The organism is Rhodococcus sp. KB6 (assembly GCF_001445685.1).
GTDB lineage: Bacteria > Actinomycetota > Actinomycetes > Mycobacteriales > Mycobacteriaceae > Rhodococcus_F > Rhodococcus_F qingshengii.
The window spans coordinates 676894-694628 of the sequence record NZ_LNAK01000134.1 but is presented as its reverse complement, the minus strand read 5'-3'; the positions used below and the strand labels follow the sequence as shown (position 1 = coordinate 694628).

General features: G+C 64.3%; 4 protein-coding genes. 2 read left to right on the top strand and 2 right to left on the bottom strand.

Annotated features, from left to right (window positions below; translation table 11 throughout):
• Positions 1 to 10 precede the first annotated feature (10 nt).
• On the top strand, positions 11 to 1141 hold the full coding sequence (locus ASU23_RS23175; RefSeq protein ID WP_058038777.1) for a lycopene cyclase family protein: 1131 nt from the start codon (positions 11 to 13) through the stop codon (positions 1139 to 1141).
• A gap of 14 nt (positions 1142 to 1155) precedes the next feature.
• On the opposite strand, the gene ASU23_RS23170 is transcribed toward ASU23_RS23175, so the two are convergent.
• Positions 1156 to 2127, bottom strand: coding sequence for an alpha/beta hydrolase family protein (locus tag ASU23_RS23170; protein ID WP_058038776.1), 972 nt, complete (start codon positions 2125 to 2127; stop codon positions 1156 to 1158).
• 140 nt (positions 2128 to 2267) lie between these two features.
• Between ASU23_RS23170 and ASU23_RS23165 the strand changes: the two genes are divergently transcribed.
• On the top strand, positions 2268 to 3116 hold the full coding sequence (locus tag ASU23_RS23165; RefSeq protein WP_020907736.1) for a Ku protein: 849 nt from the start codon (positions 2268 to 2270) through the stop codon (positions 3114 to 3116).
• A 1-nt stretch (position 3117) separates the two neighbouring features.
• On the opposite strand, the gene ASU23_RS23160 is transcribed toward ASU23_RS23165, so the two are convergent.
• Positions 3118 to 17403, bottom strand: a complete 14286-nt coding sequence (locus tag ASU23_RS23160) for a non-ribosomal peptide synthetase (RefSeq protein ID WP_058038775.1) — start codon at positions 17401 to 17403, stop codon at positions 3118 to 3120.
• Positions 17404 to 17735 lie beyond the last annotated feature (332 nt).

Genomic DNA, 17735 nt, shown 5'->3' with positions numbered 1-17735 from the left:
TGCGCCGGTCGTGAGCACAGACAACTCTTCCGCCGACGTGGTGATCGTCGGTGGCGGCCCGGCCGGGCGGGCACTCGCCACCCGCTGTATCGCCCGGCAACTCACCGTCGTCGTTGTCGATCCGCATCCCCATCGGGTGTGGACGCCGACCTATTCGGCGTGGGCTGACGAGCTGCCGTCGTGGCTGCCGGTCGATGTGATCGCAAGCCGGATCGAACGCCCGAGCGTGTGGACCCGCAGACAGAAAACGCTTGATCGCACATATTGCGTATTGAATACATCTTTACTGCAATTATTTCTCTCGGGCACATCCGTACAGTTCAGAGCCTTGCGTGCTCAAACACTGTCACCTACCGCCGTCCTGTGCGTGGACGGATCGCAGCTGACAGGATCCGTCGTCATCGACGCCCGGGGTACCGAACTGACGGTGACAACCGCCCAGCAGACCGCCTTCGGAGTGATCGTCGACCGCGCTCTGGCCGATCCGATTCTGGGTGGTGGCGAAGCCTGGTTCATGGACTGGCGAACAGACAACGGCGCCTCCGACGCCGACACTCCGTCGTTTCTCTATGCGGTCCCACTCGATGACGAGCGAGTTCTCCTCGAGGAGACCTGCCTCGTCGGCCGGCCGGCGTTGGGGCTCCGCGAACTCGAAGCGCGTCTGCGCACCCGGCTTCACAATCGGGGCTGCGAAGTCCCCGACGACGCACCGGTCGAGCGAGTCCGTTTTGCGGTCGAAGGCCCGAAGGAGTCGTTCCCCGACGGTGTCCTCCGGTTCGGCGGGCGAGGCGGTCTGATGCATCCGGGAACCGGATACAGCGTTGCCTCGTCACTCGCCGAGGCAGACGCTGTCGCGAAGGCAATCGCCGACGGTGGAGATCCCAACGCGGCGCTCTGGCCGCGGTCGGCCAAGGCGGTCTCTGCCCTTCGCCGCGTTGGCCTGAACGCACTTCTCACCCTCGACTCGGGAGAGGTCGCGACATTCTTCGACACGTTCTTCGATCTACCGGTCGAGGCTCAGCGGTCCTACCTGTCCGATCGGCGGGACGCGTCCGCGACGGCGAAGGTGATGGCAACCCTGTTCCGATCGTCACCGTGGCACGTCCGAAAGACGTTGATGCGCGCGCCGTTTCTGAGGTGAGCACTCTGGACCGACTACTGCGCTCCCATCGAGCCGGCGATCATCGGCCACGAATTGTGAAGGTCGTCCTGCCAGTAGCCCCACGAGTGGGTTCCAGTCGGCTTGAAGTCGAAGGTCGCGGGGATGCCCAGTGCGTTCAGTCGGTCCGCCAAGCCGTGCGTGCACCCGTTGACCGCGGATTCGATGATGCCGCCGACGACGATCTGATTAAGGAGGGCTCCGGGATTTCCGTTCACATCGGGTGCCTGAAGGTTGTCATGCGGACCTGGCAGCCCGGATCCGGTGGAAACGTACAGTGCGGTCCCCCGCAACTTCTCCGCGTTCACGACCGGATCGTTCTCGCGCCACCCCGGACCGTCGAACGGTCCCCACATGTTTGTCGGATCAGCGCCACCCCGCGCGCCGACCACCAACCGCACATAGTCCTGACCCGGCTGGGTGGAAGTCTCCGCGCACCCGCTGTAGGCCCCGACACTCCGATAAAGCCCTGGTGCCGAGATCGCGAGATTGAGTACCGACGTCGCCGTCATCGAAATCGCCGCGATGGAGTTGACCCCGTTGGTACCGAACTGCGCATCGATGACGGGCGGCAGTTCGCGAGTGAGGAACGTCTGCCACTTGTTGCGCCCGAGTACGGGATCGTCTTTCTGCCAGTCGGTGTAGTAGCTGAACGCACCTTCCAGCGGCGTCACGACGTTGACGTTCTTGTCGGCGAAGAAGTCCAGGACATCGGTCCGTCCTTCCCACGTTGCACTGTCCTCGCCACCACCGGCGCCGTTGAGCAGATACAACGTGGGCCGTGGGGCGCTCGTGTCGGCGGGGAGGACCACCTCGAGTGGAATGTCGCGGCCCATCGCGTCGGAGTGGACGCTGATGGTTACGGTGCGTGCCGGATCTGCGTTCGCGGGCCAAGGCGCAAACAGCAGTGGAACCAGTGAAATCGCCAGCGCCGCGGTGACGCGTCGACGGTAGGTTCGGATTCTCATCGGAGCGTCTCCCCAGGTGTGCGAGTCGGGTTCTCGAAGGGGATACCCGCTCGATACGCCCCGAACCGACCCATCCACACGCAACGGTTCGGGATCAACCGTGATCGTTTGCCTCGCGCAAACGGCCGGCGGCGACCATCATGGGAGGCATGCGCTCGATTTGGAAAGGCTCGATAGCCTTCGGTCTGGTCAACGTCCCGGTCAAGGTGTACTCGGCGACCGAGGACCACGACATCCGATTTCACCAGGTCCATGCAAAAGACGGTGGCCGCATCAAGTACAACCGTGTGTGTTCCGAGTGCGGAAACACGGTTCAGTTCGCGGACATCGACAAGGCGTACGACTCGGAAGACGGATCGCGCGTCATCTTGAGCGACGAGGACTTCAACAAACTCCCGGCTGCGGAGAAGCACGAGATTCCGGTGCTGGAATTCGTGCCGAACGATCAGATCGATCCGATCTTGTTCGAGAAGAGTTACTTCCTCGAGCCCGATTCGGCGTCGCCGAAGGCGTACGTCCTGCTTTCGACTGTGCTCACCGAGAGTGATCGAACGGCACTGGTGCATTTCACGCTGCGACAGAAGACGCGCCTGGCCGCGATGCGCGCTCGCGATGGTGTTCTGGTGATCCAGACCTTGCTGTGGCCCGACGAAGTTCGTGCAGCAGAGTTCCCTTCCCTCGACGACGTGGAGAAGCCGAAGGCGAAGGAACTGAAGATGGCGCAGACGCTCGTCGAGAGCATGGCGGGCGATTTCGATCCGACCGAGTTCACCGACGACTATCAGCTCCAACTGAGGCAGTTGCTCGACGAGATGATCGAGAACGGCGGCAAGAAGGTCATCCCGGCCGCCGAGGTCGACCAAGAGGGCACCGATGCGGAGGTGGTGGACCTGGTTGCCGCACTGCAGCGCAGTGTGGACGAAGCGAAGTCGAACGCCTCCAAGGCCGGCTCGTCGAAGTCGACCACACCGAGGAAGAAACGAGCCTGAGTCAGCCGCGCACGTCTTGGACCTCGATCAGAGCGTCCAACTCTGCGTCGACGTCCGGGGCCGCGTGACGACCCGTTCCGACCGCAAGGTTGATCACGGGTCCGATCGCCTCCAGACCTGCCTCGGTGAACATTTCGGCGTGTGACGTGGGCACCGGACGGTCGATGATCACCCCGGAGACGAACGGTCGCCACGCCGACGCGGTTCGCAGCGGGTCGAAGGTGTCGGCGTGTGCCGAGAAGAACAGCAGATCGCCCACGAACTTGCCCGGGCGGTATCGGTGAGCCAGTTCGGCGCCTGCGGAGTATTCCTCGAACAGTCGCTCGATCCGATCGCTCGAGACCAAAGGGTGATCGCCGATGGCTTCGAGCAAGAGCGCTTCGGCGTCCTCGGGTGTCAGATCACGCTCGCCGGTGTCCGGGACCGAGATCCCCAACCCGCCGATCAGTTCGGCGAGAGAAGGCTGCGCGCCCGCCATCGTCGGGTCTTCGAGAACGAAGCTGTCGAGCAGAATCAGGTCGGCGACGCTCTCACCCGCGGCTTGCAACTGCACCGCCGCCGCGTGAGCGATCAATCCGCCGATCGACCACCCCAGCAGGTGATACGGACCGTGCGGCTGAACTCCGCGAATTTCCTCGACGTACCGCGCCGCGAAGTCCTCGATCAGCTCCGCCCGAAATTCGGAGTCCGTCAGGACCGGCGACTGCAGGCCGTAGAGCGGCCGGCTGGAGTCGACGTAGCGATCGAGCGCTCCGTAGCACCAGGCCAATCCGATGGCCGGATGGATGCAGAACAGTGGCTCGGCGCGGCCTTCCGGACGTAGTGGCAGGACTACCGCAAGTGCGGAGATATCCGCGTCACTTGTCACAACTGTTGCCTCGAGTTCGAAGAGTCTGCGCGCCAATGCCTCCGGAGTCGGGTCGGAGAATATCCACGCGACGGGGACGGTCATGCTGGTGCGTTCTTTGATGGCAGCGACCAAACGCGTTGCCATGAGTGAGTTGCCGCCGAGTTCGAAGAAACTCGAATCGGCGTACGTGTCTACGTCGGCCAGATCGAGTACCTCTGCGAAAGCAGCGCAGATCGCGATCTCGTCGCTGCCTTCCGGACTGCGTCCACTCGGCGACTCCCAGTTGGGAGCAGGCAGAGCGCTGCGATCGAGCTTGCCCGCCGGTGTGGTCGGGACTGCGCCGATCACGACAACAGCGGACGGGATCATGTGCGCAGGCAGCGATATACCTGCGTGACGGCGTAGCGCGGCGGCGTCGAAGTCCGCATGTGCCGGGACGACGTACGCGACGATCCGAGCGTCGACGCCCTCCCCGACGACGACGCTGACAGCCGAATGCACGGACGCTTCCGCTGCCAGCACCGCGTCGATTTCTCCGAGTTCGATTCGGAACCCTCGGATCTTGACCTGGTGGTCTGCGCGTCCGAGGTAGATCAGTGCCCCTGAGCGATCTTCGCGCACAAGATCCCCGGTGCGGTACATCCGAGCGCCTTCGGGTCCATGCGGGTCGGCGACGAAGCGCGCGGCTGTGAGTGCGGGGTTGCCGAGGTACCCGCGGGCGAGACCGTCGCCGCTGACGTAGAGCTCACCGACGACCTGGCCGGGAACCGAGTGCAGTCGGGAATCGAGAATCATCGCGTCCACGCCGCGGATCGGGCCGCCGATCGTCACGGGCTCCCCCGCGACCAGCGAATCACTGATGGTGACTGCGACGGTGGCCTCGGTCGGGCCGTACGCGTTGAACATTCGGCGCCCCGGTGCCCACCGAGATACGAGGTCGGCGGAACAGGCGTCGCCGCCGACGACGACGGCTTCGAGATGGTCGAGCCCGGCGGGATCGACAGTCGCCAAGGCGGCTGGAGTCACGAAAGCATGGGTGATCGTCTGCTCGTCGAGCAGTTCGTGCAATTCGACACCGCCGAGAACTGTCGGCGGCGCTATCACCATCGTTGCGCCGGCGCCGAAAGCCAGAAGGAGCTCGAGAACCGACGCGTCGAAGCTCGTCGAGGCGAAGCTCAGAGCGCGAGAGTGCGCGGTGACGCCGAAACGCTCCCGCTGTTCGTCGGCAAACGCTGCCAGTCCCGCGTGAGTGACCAACACGCCCTTGGGTTTTCCTGTCGAGCCCGAGGTGTAGATCAAGTAGGCCGGGTTGTCGAACTCGAGTGGCGCGTCCGGCAGTGTCTCGGAATGGACTGCCTCGATTTCGGTGGTGAATTCGATCGCATCCAACTCGATCCACGACGTGACGCCCGGAAGGCCGGCCGCATACTCGCCCCTGGTGATACCGAGTACCGCCCCACTGTCGGTGAGCATGTGCTCGATCCGCTCGGCGGGGTACGCCGGATCCACGGGAAGAAACACTCCGCCGGCTTTCGCTACAGCCCAGAGCGCGATCACATAGTCGGCCGACCTTGGAAGCGCCAGTGCCACAATCATTTCCGGCGCTATTCCGCGAGCGATCAACGCAAACGCCATTGCGTCGGAGCGTCGGTCGAGTTCGCCGTACGTGAGCGTGACGGAAGCGGCGACGTCGACGATTGCCGGAGCGTGCGGATCGGCCGCGCCGCGAAGCAGCAACTCCGGCAAGGTCAAAGCATCGCCGGCCGGACGTCCGGGCAACGCACGCAGGCGACGTCCCGCAAGATCCACGTCACCGACGACGGCGGAGGGCTGGGCAGTCAGTGTCTCGACGATCGTTTCCAGCATCACTGCAAACGACTCCGCCGTATCGGTGTCGAAGAGATCCTTCGCGTAGGTGAGGGAGGCCTCGTAGCCGCCGCCTTCCTCCGCGGTCTGTTCGACAACGGTGAACTGCAGGTCGTACTTGGCGATGTCCGGTGTGATCTCGTGCGCACGAACGGCAAGTCCAGGCAGGTCCCACGTCGTCGGGTGGGCGCCGTGGAACGAGATCATCGTCTGGAACACCGGATGACGGTCGGTGGTCCGGGTCGGCGCCACCACGTCCACGACCTGCTCGAACGGAATGTCCGCGTGGGCGAAGGCGTCGAGATCGACGGAGCGGACAGTACGCAGAACGTCGACGAACGTCGACCCGGGGTCGACCGTCGTGCGCAGTCCGACCGTGCCCACGAACATTCCCACGAGGTCGTCGAGAACGCGGTGTCCTCGCCCGGCGACCGGAGATCCGATCACGATGTCCGTGCTTCGACTCAGCCTGGACAGCAGGACGGCATAGGCAGCGTGCAACACCATGAACGGCGTCGCCGCATTGGCTCCGGCAACCGCCTCGACCGCGATCCGGGTGTGCGCCGGAAGCGAGACCGCGGTGTGGGCACCGCTCAACGACTGGGTGAGCGGACGCGCTCGATCGCTCGGAAGGTCGATCAATTCAGGTGCGCCCCGCAACGTCTCCCGCCAGTACGACGCCTGTGCCCCTAGCACGCTCTCGGATTCGTCCACCGAGCCCAGCGCTTCCCGCTGCCAGATGGCGAAGTCCGCGTAGTGCACTTCGAGCGGGGTGAACTCGGGAGCGTGTCCCGAACTTCTCGCGACGTAGGCGGTGAGCACGTCCTTCATCAACGGCGCGATCGACCATCCGTCCGCCGCGATGTGGTGGATCACGATGACAAGTGTGTGGTGCTGCGGCGTCGATTCGAGCAGGAGCGCGCGAACGGGAGCTTGGGTCGTGATGTCGAATCCACGCGACGCGAATTCTCTGGCGAGCACTGCCGGTTCACGGGTGTCCGCATTTCCGTACTCGAGCGAGGTGAATGCATCCTGGATCACCTGGTGTGGACCGGTGCCGGAGTCGGGGAACACCGTGCGCAGGATTTCGTGCCTTTCGATCACGTCGAGGACCGCAGCTTCGAGGGCCGGCACGTCGAGTGCACCGTCGAGGGAGATCGCAGCAGGGACGTTGTACGCGGGTGAGCCGGGATCCATCTGGTTGAGGAACCAGATGCGTGCTTGCGCGTAGGACAGCGGAATTCGCTCGGGGCGGTCTACGGCGGTGATCGGTGGAAGCGCCTTCGCCCCGGCGGATGTGTCGAGCGCGGTGGCAAGTTCCCGAATTTCGGCGTGCTCGAACAGCATTCGGACAGGCACCTGCCTGCCCAACGACTCGCCGAGTCGCTGGGCCAGTCTGGTGGCGAGCAGTGAGTTGCCACCGAGTTCGAAGAAACTGTCCGACGCACTGATCTGTTCGATACCCAGCAGTTCCGCCACGACGCCGGCAACCTGGAGTTCGGTCGCGGTCGTCAGCGGCTCGACACTTCGCTCGGACGAACGCAGTGTCGGCGCCGGCAGCGCCGATCGGTCGAGCTTCCCGACGGGGGTCAGCGGTACGTGATCGATCGGGGTGATCGCCGACGGCACCATGAAGGCGGGCAGTGAGCGGCGCGCATGGCTCAGCAACTCGTCCATCTCGACCGCATCGGCGCCGAGCACTACGTACGACGCCAACATCGTCTCACCGGAAGCTGCGTCGACGCCCACGGTGACCGCGAACTCGACGCCGGGGTAAGTGCTGAGGACGGAGTCGATCTCGCCCAGTTCGATGCGGAATCCGCGCACTTTCACCTGGTGATCGGAGCGTCCGACGTATTCGATCGTCCCGAGCGGCGTCCACCGAACCAAGTCACCGGTCCGGTACATGCGGGTGCCGGCCGGGCCGAACGGCGCTGCCACGAATCGCGTCGCCGTCAAGGCGGGTTGGTCGAGGTAGCCGCGGGCAAGTCCCAGGCCGGCGATGTAGAGCTCACCGGTGACCCCGACGGGTACCGGCTGAGCCGAGCCGTCGAGAATTACCGCGGACACGCCGCGGACGGGCCCGCCGATGGTCACGGTCTCCCCCACGCTCAAGGCATCACTGATGCAGACCATGACGGTGGTTTCCGTCGGCCCGTAGCCGTTGAACAATCGGCGACCCGGTGCCCACTTACGGACCAGTTCGGGTGGGCATGCCTCGCCACCGACAACGATCGACTGCAAGACGTCCAGCCCGGTGGGATCGACCGAGGCCAGCGCTGCCGGTGTGATGAACGCGTGGGTCACCTGGTGATCGGTGACCAATTCGGCGAGGTCCTGGCCGCCGTAGACGTCGGGAGAGGCGATCACCATCGTCGCGCCTTCACCGACTGCGAGCAGCAGTTCGAGGATGGATGCGTCGAAGCTCGGTGAGGAGAAGTGCAGCGTCCGCGACTGCGCCGAGATGCCGTAACGCGCCGTCTGCTCGGCCGCCAACGCGCTCAGGCCACGATGAGTGATGCTGACGCCCTTGGGCTTTCCCGTCGATCCGGAGGTGTAGATGATGTAGGCGAGGTTGTCGATTCGGATCGGCGCGGCCGGAACCGGCTGCCCGACACCGTCGCCGTGGATGTCGTCCATTGTCATCCACGGAACCGGGCGGGGCAGTGATTCGATCACCGCTTCCGTCGTCACTCCGCGAGTGGCTCCGGAGTCGGTGAGCATGTGCAGAATGCGATCGGCGGGGTATCGCGGATCGACCGGAACAAACGCGGCGCCGGTCAAGGAAACGCCCCACAAGGCGACGATAGAGTCGATCGAGCGCGGAATCGCGATCGCCACAATGTCTTCGGCACCGATCCCTTCCGTGGTCAGACGGCGGGCAAGCGCCGATGCACGGGCGAAGAGATCTCGGTAGAGCACGGTGGTGTCACCGGATCGAAGGGCCACCGAATCGCCTGAACGGGTGGCGGTCCGCGTCAATATTTCGGCCAAGGTACGCGAGGCTGTCCACGCCGGACCTCGTACCGGCATCAGCGACGCCCGCTCGAGGGTGCTGAGGAAATCTAGGTCGCCGATCGCGGTCTCCGGATCTGCGGCGACGGCGCGGGCCACCGACTGCACACGCGCGGCGATCGTTTCCGCGGTGGCAATGTCGAAGAGCGCCTCGGCGAACCTGAGCGACCCGGTGATCTCGGTCTTCTCGGAATCGCCTGCCAGCAGGGTGAACTCGAGGTCGAACTTCGCGACGGACGGTTCGAGTGCTTGCGCTTCGAGATGCGCGTCGTGGACCGTGACCTGCGGCGAAACCACGTTCTGGTGATAGGACAGCATGACCTGGAACAGGGGGTGTCGCGTAGTCGACCGGTCGAGATCGAGGGCGTCGACCAGCACCTCGAAGGGCAGCTCGGGGTGCGCAAAGGCGGCAAGGTCGCGTTCACGGACGACCTCGAGCAGAGAGGTGAACGGCGCTCGGTGATCGACCGGCGTGCGAAGCGGTACCGAATTGACGAACATCCCGATCAGGGAATCCAGCTCGGGTCGCCCGCGGCCTGCCACCGGGGTGCCGACCACCACGTCGTCGGTTGCACCGAGACGCGCGAGAACAACCGCCAGGATCGCGTGTACGACCATGAACTGCGTCGAGCCACTGCGCCTCGCCAAGGCGGCGAGACGCTCCCCGGTCGCCGCGTCGATGACGATCGGCACCGATCCCACGGCGGTCGTGGAGACAGATCCGCGTGGGCGATCGACCGGTAGCAGTACCTCGTCCGGGGCACCAGCCATGGCAGTGGTCCAGAAGGTCAGTTCGCGGGCAACCAGAGACTCCTGGTCGCCGACCTGTCCGAGCGAGTCTTGCTGCCACACCGCGTAGTCGGCGTACTGCACGTCGAGCGGTGTGAAAACCGGGGCGTCTCCGACGACGCGTGCGGAGTACGCCGCGACGAAATCTGTCGCAAAGGGAGTCAGGGACCAGCCGTCGAAGGCGATGTGGTGGATGACGACGACCAGTACGTGAGCGAAAGTGTCCTCGCGCACCAACATGGCCCGAATCGGCAGATCCGAACCGAGATCGAACCCACGCGCCGCGAACTCCGTCGTCGCCGCGTCCACACCTTCGGATCCGCGGTAGCGCTCGACGGAGAACTGCACGTCGGAAATTGCTCGGATGACCTGGCTCGGGCCGTCGGGGCTGTCGACGTAGATCGTTCGAAGCACCTCATGGCGTGCAATGACGTCCGCAAGCGCCTCCTCGAGTGCATCGCCGTGGATGTCTCCGGTGATGCGGATCGCGAACGGAATGTTGTAGACCGCGGACTGGGGGTCGAAGCGATTGACGAACCACAGGCGCTGTTGCGCGGCGGAGAGCGGTAGGCGGTCCGGCCGAGCGCCGGCGCTCAGGGCAGGTCGATCGTCTGATTCTCCGGCGCTCGCCGCCAGACGTGCAGCAAGCGCTTCGACGGTCGGCGCTTCGAAGATCGAGCGAACGTCCACCGTGAGTCCCGTCGCTGCGCTCAACCGCGCGGACACCTGCGTCGCGACGAGCGAGTTGCCCCCGAGATCGAAGAAGCTGTCTCCGGCCCGGACCTCGGGCACGTCGAGCAGTGAAGCGAACACGTCGGCAACGGTTCGTTCGAGTCCGGCCTCGGGTTCACGGCCCGTTCCGAGGATTTCGCGCGGTATCGGCGTCGGCAACGCTCTGCGATCGAGTTTGCCGACCGGAGTCAACGGAATGGCGTCGATCGGGGTGATCGACGACGGAATCATGTACCGCGGCAGCGTGTCGGCGAGTCCCACGAACAGCGACTCGATATCAGCGTCGCCGCTCAGCAACACGTACGACGCCAGAGTGGTACCCGCGGCGGATTCGACGGGAATCGTCGTGGCGAACTGGACGAGAGGGGAATCCATCAGAGCAGCGTCGATCTCGCCGAGTTCGATGCGGAACCCGCGGATCTTGAGCTGATGATCGCTGCGGCCCACGTAGCGAAGGGTCAGGTCCTTGGTCCAGCGGACCAGGTCACCGGTTCGGTAAATCCGGGCACCGGGCGTCGAGTACGGATGCGCGACAAACCGATCCGACGTCAGCGCGGGACGAAGGTGGTAACCACGTGCAAGGCCCGGCCCACCGATGTACAGCTCGCCGACGCCGCCGATCGGGACCGGTTGCAGCCGAGAGTCGAGCACCACGGCGTCGATTCCGCGGATGGGACCGCCGATGGTGATCGGCTCCCCCGGTGAGAGTGGGTCACTGATGGCAACCATGACAGTGGTTTCGGTCGGACCGTATCCGTTGTGCAGTCTGCGCCCGTTGCCCCAGCTCGAGACCAATTCCGGCGTGCACACGTCGCCGCCGACGACTACGCATTCCAGTGCCGTCACGCCCGCCGGATCGACGGTCGCCAGCGCAGCCGGAGTGATGAAGGCATGAGTGACCTCGCGGCTTCGGAGGAACTCGCTCAACGCCTCCCCTCCGTAGATGTCGGGAGGGGCGATCACCATCGTCGCGCCGGTCGAACCGGCGAGCAGTAGCTCGAGTACGGCGCCGTCGAAGCTCGGTGACGCAAAATGCAGAGTTCGCGACCCGGCGGTGATCCGGTACCAATCCTGTTGTTCGCGAGCAAGATTGGCCAAACCCGCGTGAGTGACGACGGTGCCCTTCGGCACTCCGGTCGAGCCGGACGTGTAGATGACGTACGCGGCCGACGCCGCAGTGATCGACGCTGTTCTGTCAGCGTCGTCGATGGCAGCGTCGGAGTAGGCGGCACATTCTGCAACCGTGTCCGCGTCGCCGAGGTCGATCCAGACTGCGACGTTCCCACCGGCTGCCGGACCGGCCGCAACCTCGGCGGACCGAATTCCGATCCGCACACCCGAATCCGCGAGCATGTGCGCAACTCGATCTGCGGGATAACGGGGATCGACCGGGACGAAAACGCCACCGGCTTTGGTGACCGACCAGACTGCGAGCACGGAGTCGACCGATCGGGCAACTGCCAGTGCGACCGGTGTCTCGGGGCCGACGCCCAGGTCCATGAGGTATCGAGCGATCCGATTCGATCGACGCTCCAGCTCCCCGTACGAGAGTGAGCGCTCGGAGTCTTCGAGGGCGATCGCGTCGGGATACTTCCTCGCGGTGTCTCCGAGGATCTGCGCCAGCGTCGATTCGCCCACCGAAGCCACACCGCGTCGCGGCAACGTCGCGGCACTCTCCCGCGATCCGAGTACACGAAGGTCACCAACCGGTGCAGTCGGTTCCGACACTGCCGATTCCACGAGGGTTACGAAGTTTCGCGCCAAGGCTTCGACGGTCGCGTTGTCGAACAGGTCGGTGGAATAGGTGAACGTGGCATCGATTCCTGCTGCGGCCCCGGACTCGTGACGTTCGGTAACGGTGAGCTCGAGGTCGAACTTGGTCAGCCCCGTCTCGACTGCCCGCGCCGTCATCGACACCCCGGCCAGTTCGGCTGTGTGAGCGGTGGTTATCCGCGAGGTGATGGCAGCTTGAAAGACCGGATGGTGCGCAGGCGAGCGGTCCAGTTCGAGCGCGTCCACGACGACGTCGAAAGGCACGTCCGCATTGTCGAAGGCATCCACGTCGACGGCCCTGACCTGCGACAGGTGTGCGGCGAACGTTGCGTCCCGATCGACGACGGTCCGCAAGGCCAGAGTGTTGACGAACATGCCGACGAGCAGATCGAGAGATCTGTCCCCTCGTCCGGCCACCGGTGTTCCGATGACGATGTCGTCCGTGCCGCTGTACCTGGCCAGAAGCAGGGCGAAGCACGCGTGCAGGGCGATGAACGGCGTGGCGTCGTGATCGGCGGCAAGTACAACGAGCTTCTGATGCGTGGAAGCGCCGATTCTGATGTCGACTCCGGCTCCGCGCATGGTCGGGTCGAGTGCGCGCGGACGGTCCGTCGGCAGGTGGAGCTGCTCGGGCGCTCCCGCCAGCTGCTGCTTCCAGAACGCGATCTGTGAGTGGGCAAGTGAATCGGTGGATGACGCGTCGCCGAGGTGTTCTCGGTGCCAGAGCGTGTAGTCGGCGTACTGCACCGGAAGGGGTGCCCACTGCGGGCTGTTGCCGCCGACGCGGGCGGCGTAGGCGCCGGTGAGATCAGCAGCCAACGGCGCGAGCGACCAACCGTCGGCCACCATGTGGTGCAGAACCACTACGAGGACAGCTTCCTCGTCATCGCCTTCCTTCTCGGCGGCGACAGTGATCAGCAGGTAGCGCACCGGACGTTCGCGGACCAGATCGAAACCGGCCGAAGAGAATTCGAAGATCACTCTCTCGAGGCTTCCGCGTTCCACGTCGATCGACTCGAGCCCTGCGATCCCCTCGCCCAGGCCCAGAACCTTCTGCGTCGCGTTGTCCCCGATCTGAGGAAACACGGTGCGTAGTGACTCGTGACGTGTCACGACGTCCACGATCGCGGCACTGAGTGCGTCGGGATCGACGGCGCCGCGCAACGACACCGCCAGTGGAATGTTGTACGCACCTGATTCCGGTGCCACGCGGTTCAGGAACCACAGTCGCTGCTGCGCGGGAGCGAGAGGCAGTACAGGCGGCCGGGCCACGACCTGAATACCGTCGGCGTCCGGGGTCTGTGCCGCACGCTCGATCGTCGCCGCGATCCCAGACACCGTGGGATGGTCGAAGAGTGCACGCAGCGGCATTTTAACCCCGGTGGCTTCGGTCAAGCGCGCTACCGCCGTCGTCGCTACCAGCGAGTTTCCGCCCAGATGGAAGAAATTATCGTCGAGTCCGAGCGGTCCACTACTCAGGATGTCAGCCAGAACCGCCGCAACCTTGCCCTCGGTCGGGGTCGTCGGGGGTCGGAAGACCTTGGTGGAGGCCAGGATAGGCGAAGGCAGCGCACGCCGGTCCAGTTTTCCGTTGGTGGTCAACGGAATCGAATCGAGGACCATGAAGGCATCGGGAACCATGTAGGTCGGGAGGGCTTCGGCGGCGTGAGCTCGGAGGGCTTCGGCGTCCACGACGTCGGAAGCGGTCACATAGGTCACGAGAGCGCCGCCCGCCGGCGTCGGAGCCACGACGGTCACGGCATCGTCGATTCCCGGCGCGCTGAGGATGACGGAGTCGATTTCGCCGAGTTCGATCCGGAATCCGCGGATCTTGACCTGCGCGTCGCCGCGTCCGAGGTACTCGAGTTGTCCGGGCGCAATCCATCGTGCGCGGTCGCCGGACCGGTACAACCGTCGTCCGCCGGCATTGAACGGATCGGCGACGAACCGGCCCGCGGTGAGGTCTGGACGGCCCAGATAGCCACGGGCGAGTTGACCGCCCGCGACATAGATCTCCCCCGCGATCCCCACCGGGACCGGGGAGAGATGCTCGTCGAGCAGGTACACACGAAGTCCGTCGATCGCGTCACCGATCCGGCTGCCGGTCAGCGCACTCGCGCTCGCCCGGTCGAGTTCGAGATGGGTGACGTGCACCGTCGTCTCGGTGATGCCGTACATGTTGACGAGTGCAGGCGCGGATTCCGTGTGACTTTCGTACCCCGGGTGATTGTCGTACCAGCGCCCGAGTCGACGCAGGTCCAAGGCTTCGCCACCGAAGATCACGTACCGGAGCCGGGTCTCCGAATCGGCCCGAAGGTCGGCTTCGATGTACTGGTAGAAGGCCGAGGGCGTCTGATTGAGCACGGTGACGCCTTCTGCGGCGACCAGCGCCCGGAAGGCGTCAGGGTCGCGTGATACCTCGTGATCGACCAGGACCAGCGTTCCGCCGTGGAGCAGCGCGCCCCACAGTTCCCAGACCGAGAAGTCGAAGGCGAACGAGTGGAACATCGTCCACACGTCGTTGCCGTCGAATCCGAATTCGACGTGCGTGTTCTCGAACAATCGCACCACGGTGGCGTGGGTGACGGAGACACCTTTGGGTCGGCCCGTCGACCCCGAGGTGTAGATCACGTACGCCAGATTGTCGGCTCCGTGTCCGCGCGGGCGCTCATCGGTTTCCAGACTCTCACCGGAGTATTCGTCGGATTCGACGCCGACGACCACCACGTCAGAGTTCGGGAAGGCGGAGTTCGGGAAAGTGGAATCGGAGATGACGCACACCGGTTGCGCATCCTCGACCACGTATGCCAAACGCTCGGCGGGGTGTGCACGATCGAGTGGGAGGTATCCGCCGCCGGCCCTCACTACCGCGACAGCGGCAACGATCATGTCCACGGATTTCGGCAGCATGATTCCGACCAACGACTCGGATTGCACGCCATGATCGACGAGCTTGCGCGCCAACTGATTCGAACGTCGATCGAGTTCGCGGTACGACACGCGCTCGCTGCCCGCGACCACGGCGATCGCTTCCGGGGTCGCCCGAATGCGGTCGGAAAGGATCTCGGAGAGCGTTCGGACCGGGGTAATCGGCAGAACGGACGGCACCAGCGCCTGGCGCGCGTCCGGGCGCAGTAGATCCACTGAGCCGAGCGCCGAGTGCGGAGCACCGACCATCGCGGTCAAGATTCGTAGATAACGGTCGGCGAGGTCCTCGGCTTGCTCCTTCGTGCCGAGCCAATCCAGAACACCGGAGATCGGCTGATCGAAATCGGCATGCTCACCAGTCGGAATCGCCAGGGAGACAAACAGTTCCGGCACGGTGGCCAGATCCGATCCGATAGGCGCACCGACCATGAGCCCCGGAAATCTCGGGTGAGCATCCAGCGGCTCCTCGAAGCAGACCATCGCCCGGAACAACGGGCCCGTCTCGACCCAGCGGCCGTCACCGAGTGCGGCGGTCACCGAAGACAGAAGAATGTCTGCGTGTTCGAGAGCTTCGATTGCGACGGTGTCCACCGCACCGACCAGGTCGGTGAGCGTCATGGTGTTCGACACCGTCGAGCGAAGCACCAACTGGTTGGCGAACATCGAGACGAAATCGTCCGGATTGGAGGCGCCGTACCCTCGGACCGAGACGCCGATCGACACCTCGTCGGCCGAACCGACGCGGCGCAGCAGTCCGGCCATCGCAGACTGGAACAGCACGAACAGACTCGTGTTCATCGTCGTCGCCATCGTCTCGAGGCTCCGGCAGAGGCCTGCCTCGATCTCGAGGGGCGTGGACGTTCGACCGGATCCGGCGACGACCGGCAAACCCAGTTCCTCGGCGGGGTTCGACAAGGTCGCAGACCAGTACTCGACGTTGCGGGCGTGTTGAACTTCGGCGATCCATTTACCCGCGGCGTCGGGGTCGATATCCATCAATCGAGTTCCCGATTCCGCAGCGCAGAACAAGTCGAGGAACTCGAGGAAACGCCGGTGGTGACGCGAGATGTCCTCGTTGGTGTACAGGTCTGGATTCGCGGCGAAGTCGATCTGGATCTCTTCGGCTGCGGAAGTCTGATAGACGTTGACGGAGAGGTCTTCGATCGGCCCGGTCGAGATCACGTTCAGTTCGCCGTGCGCGTCCCCGAGAGTGATTCCGGAATGGAACAGCATGAGGTTGATCAACGGCCCGTGGAAGCCTCGTCCGTCGGCGATGCTGTGATCACCGGCGTTGAGGTCGCGTCGTAGGTCCTCGTGGCGGTACTTCTGATGACGCAGTGCGCCGGTGAGTTCGATCTTCACCTCGTGCAGCAAGTCCCCGACCGCGAAATGCGGATCGACGCTCGCACGTATCGGGACGACGTTCGACATCATTCCGCCGGACCGGCGAGCAGCTTTTGTCGTCCGCCCCGAGACCGGCAGGCTGAGGACCACGTCGCGGGTCCCGGTGGCCCGGGCGAGGTAAGCCGCCAGAGCACCGATCACCACTGACGACGTCGTCACATCGTGGGCGGCGGCCAGCCGTTCGAGGGAGCTCCGCAGTTCCGTAGGTACCGTCGCCGACCGTAGGCGAGACCATGCCTGCGACGGAGCAGTCGAGGACGCGAGCGAGGTTCCGCCCGGTTTGTCGGCCATCTTGGTGTTCCAGTAGTCGCGATCGCGCTCCCACCGCGTGGAGCCCAGATAGTTGGCCTCTGCCTTCACCAACGATTGGAGGGGGGCAGTTACCGCTGGGGGAACTGGTAGATCGCGCCCCGCGGCGGTGTAGATCTCGGCTGTGCGGTTCATCATCGACATCGCGCCGAAACCGTCGAGCGCTACGTGATGAATACGGCTGTACCAGTAGTAATGGTCGTCGCGAAGCACCAGGACTGCCAGCCTGACCAGGCGATCGGTGAACGGATCGATGGCAGCAGTGTGCTCTCTGCGCATCCATTCCTGCGCTGCAGATTCCGGATCCGATTCGGCGCGAAGATCGACCACGTCGAGGGAGTCGTCCATGTCGAGATCGAGCCACTGACGCGCAACCCCGTCCACCTCCACCAGGCGCAGATATCCGGAGCCGATCTCACGACCGGTCTGTTTGCTGGCAGCGGTCAGCAGCTCGATGTCGAGTGGGCCGTCCACGTCCACGTACTGAGCGATGCTGACGGGAATCTCGGGTCGAAGCTGTTGTGCGACAAGCAGGGAAAGTTGCGCGGCAGAAAGAGGGAAGGTGAGTTCGTCGTCCGGACGAGCTGCGGAAACGATTCCTCGGTCGGGACTGCCATCCACACGAATCTCCCTCTTACAACTTGATCATGATGCAAACAGGTTTATGCGTCCGCTGGACGCTTCGAACTGATCGGGGCACTTCGAAAATGAGACGAATACTTTGGAAAGCTCGGGTGGAAACTGGCAAATCGCCCGCCGGAGATCACATCGTGACAATCAGCTGCGATGTTACCGATCAGTCAGCTTCCAGCAAATATTCATCAAACAACCATTTGGGACTATTGTCCTGAATATCATGGCTAAAACGGCCCTATATAACAAACCGAAGCGCCGGTACCCGACGAACGGGCACCGACGCTCCGGTGAAATGTATTCAGTTGATCGTGCCGAGG

Coding starts and splice junctions, on each gene's coding strand:
- ASU23_RS23170 (WP_058038776.1), bottom strand. CDS start 2,127: ATGAGAATCCGAACCTACCGTCGACGCGTCACCGCGGCGCTGGCGATT.
- ASU23_RS23165 (WP_020907736.1), top strand. CDS start 2,268: ATGGGAGGCATGCGCTCGATTTGGAAAGGCTCGATAGCCTTCGGTCTG.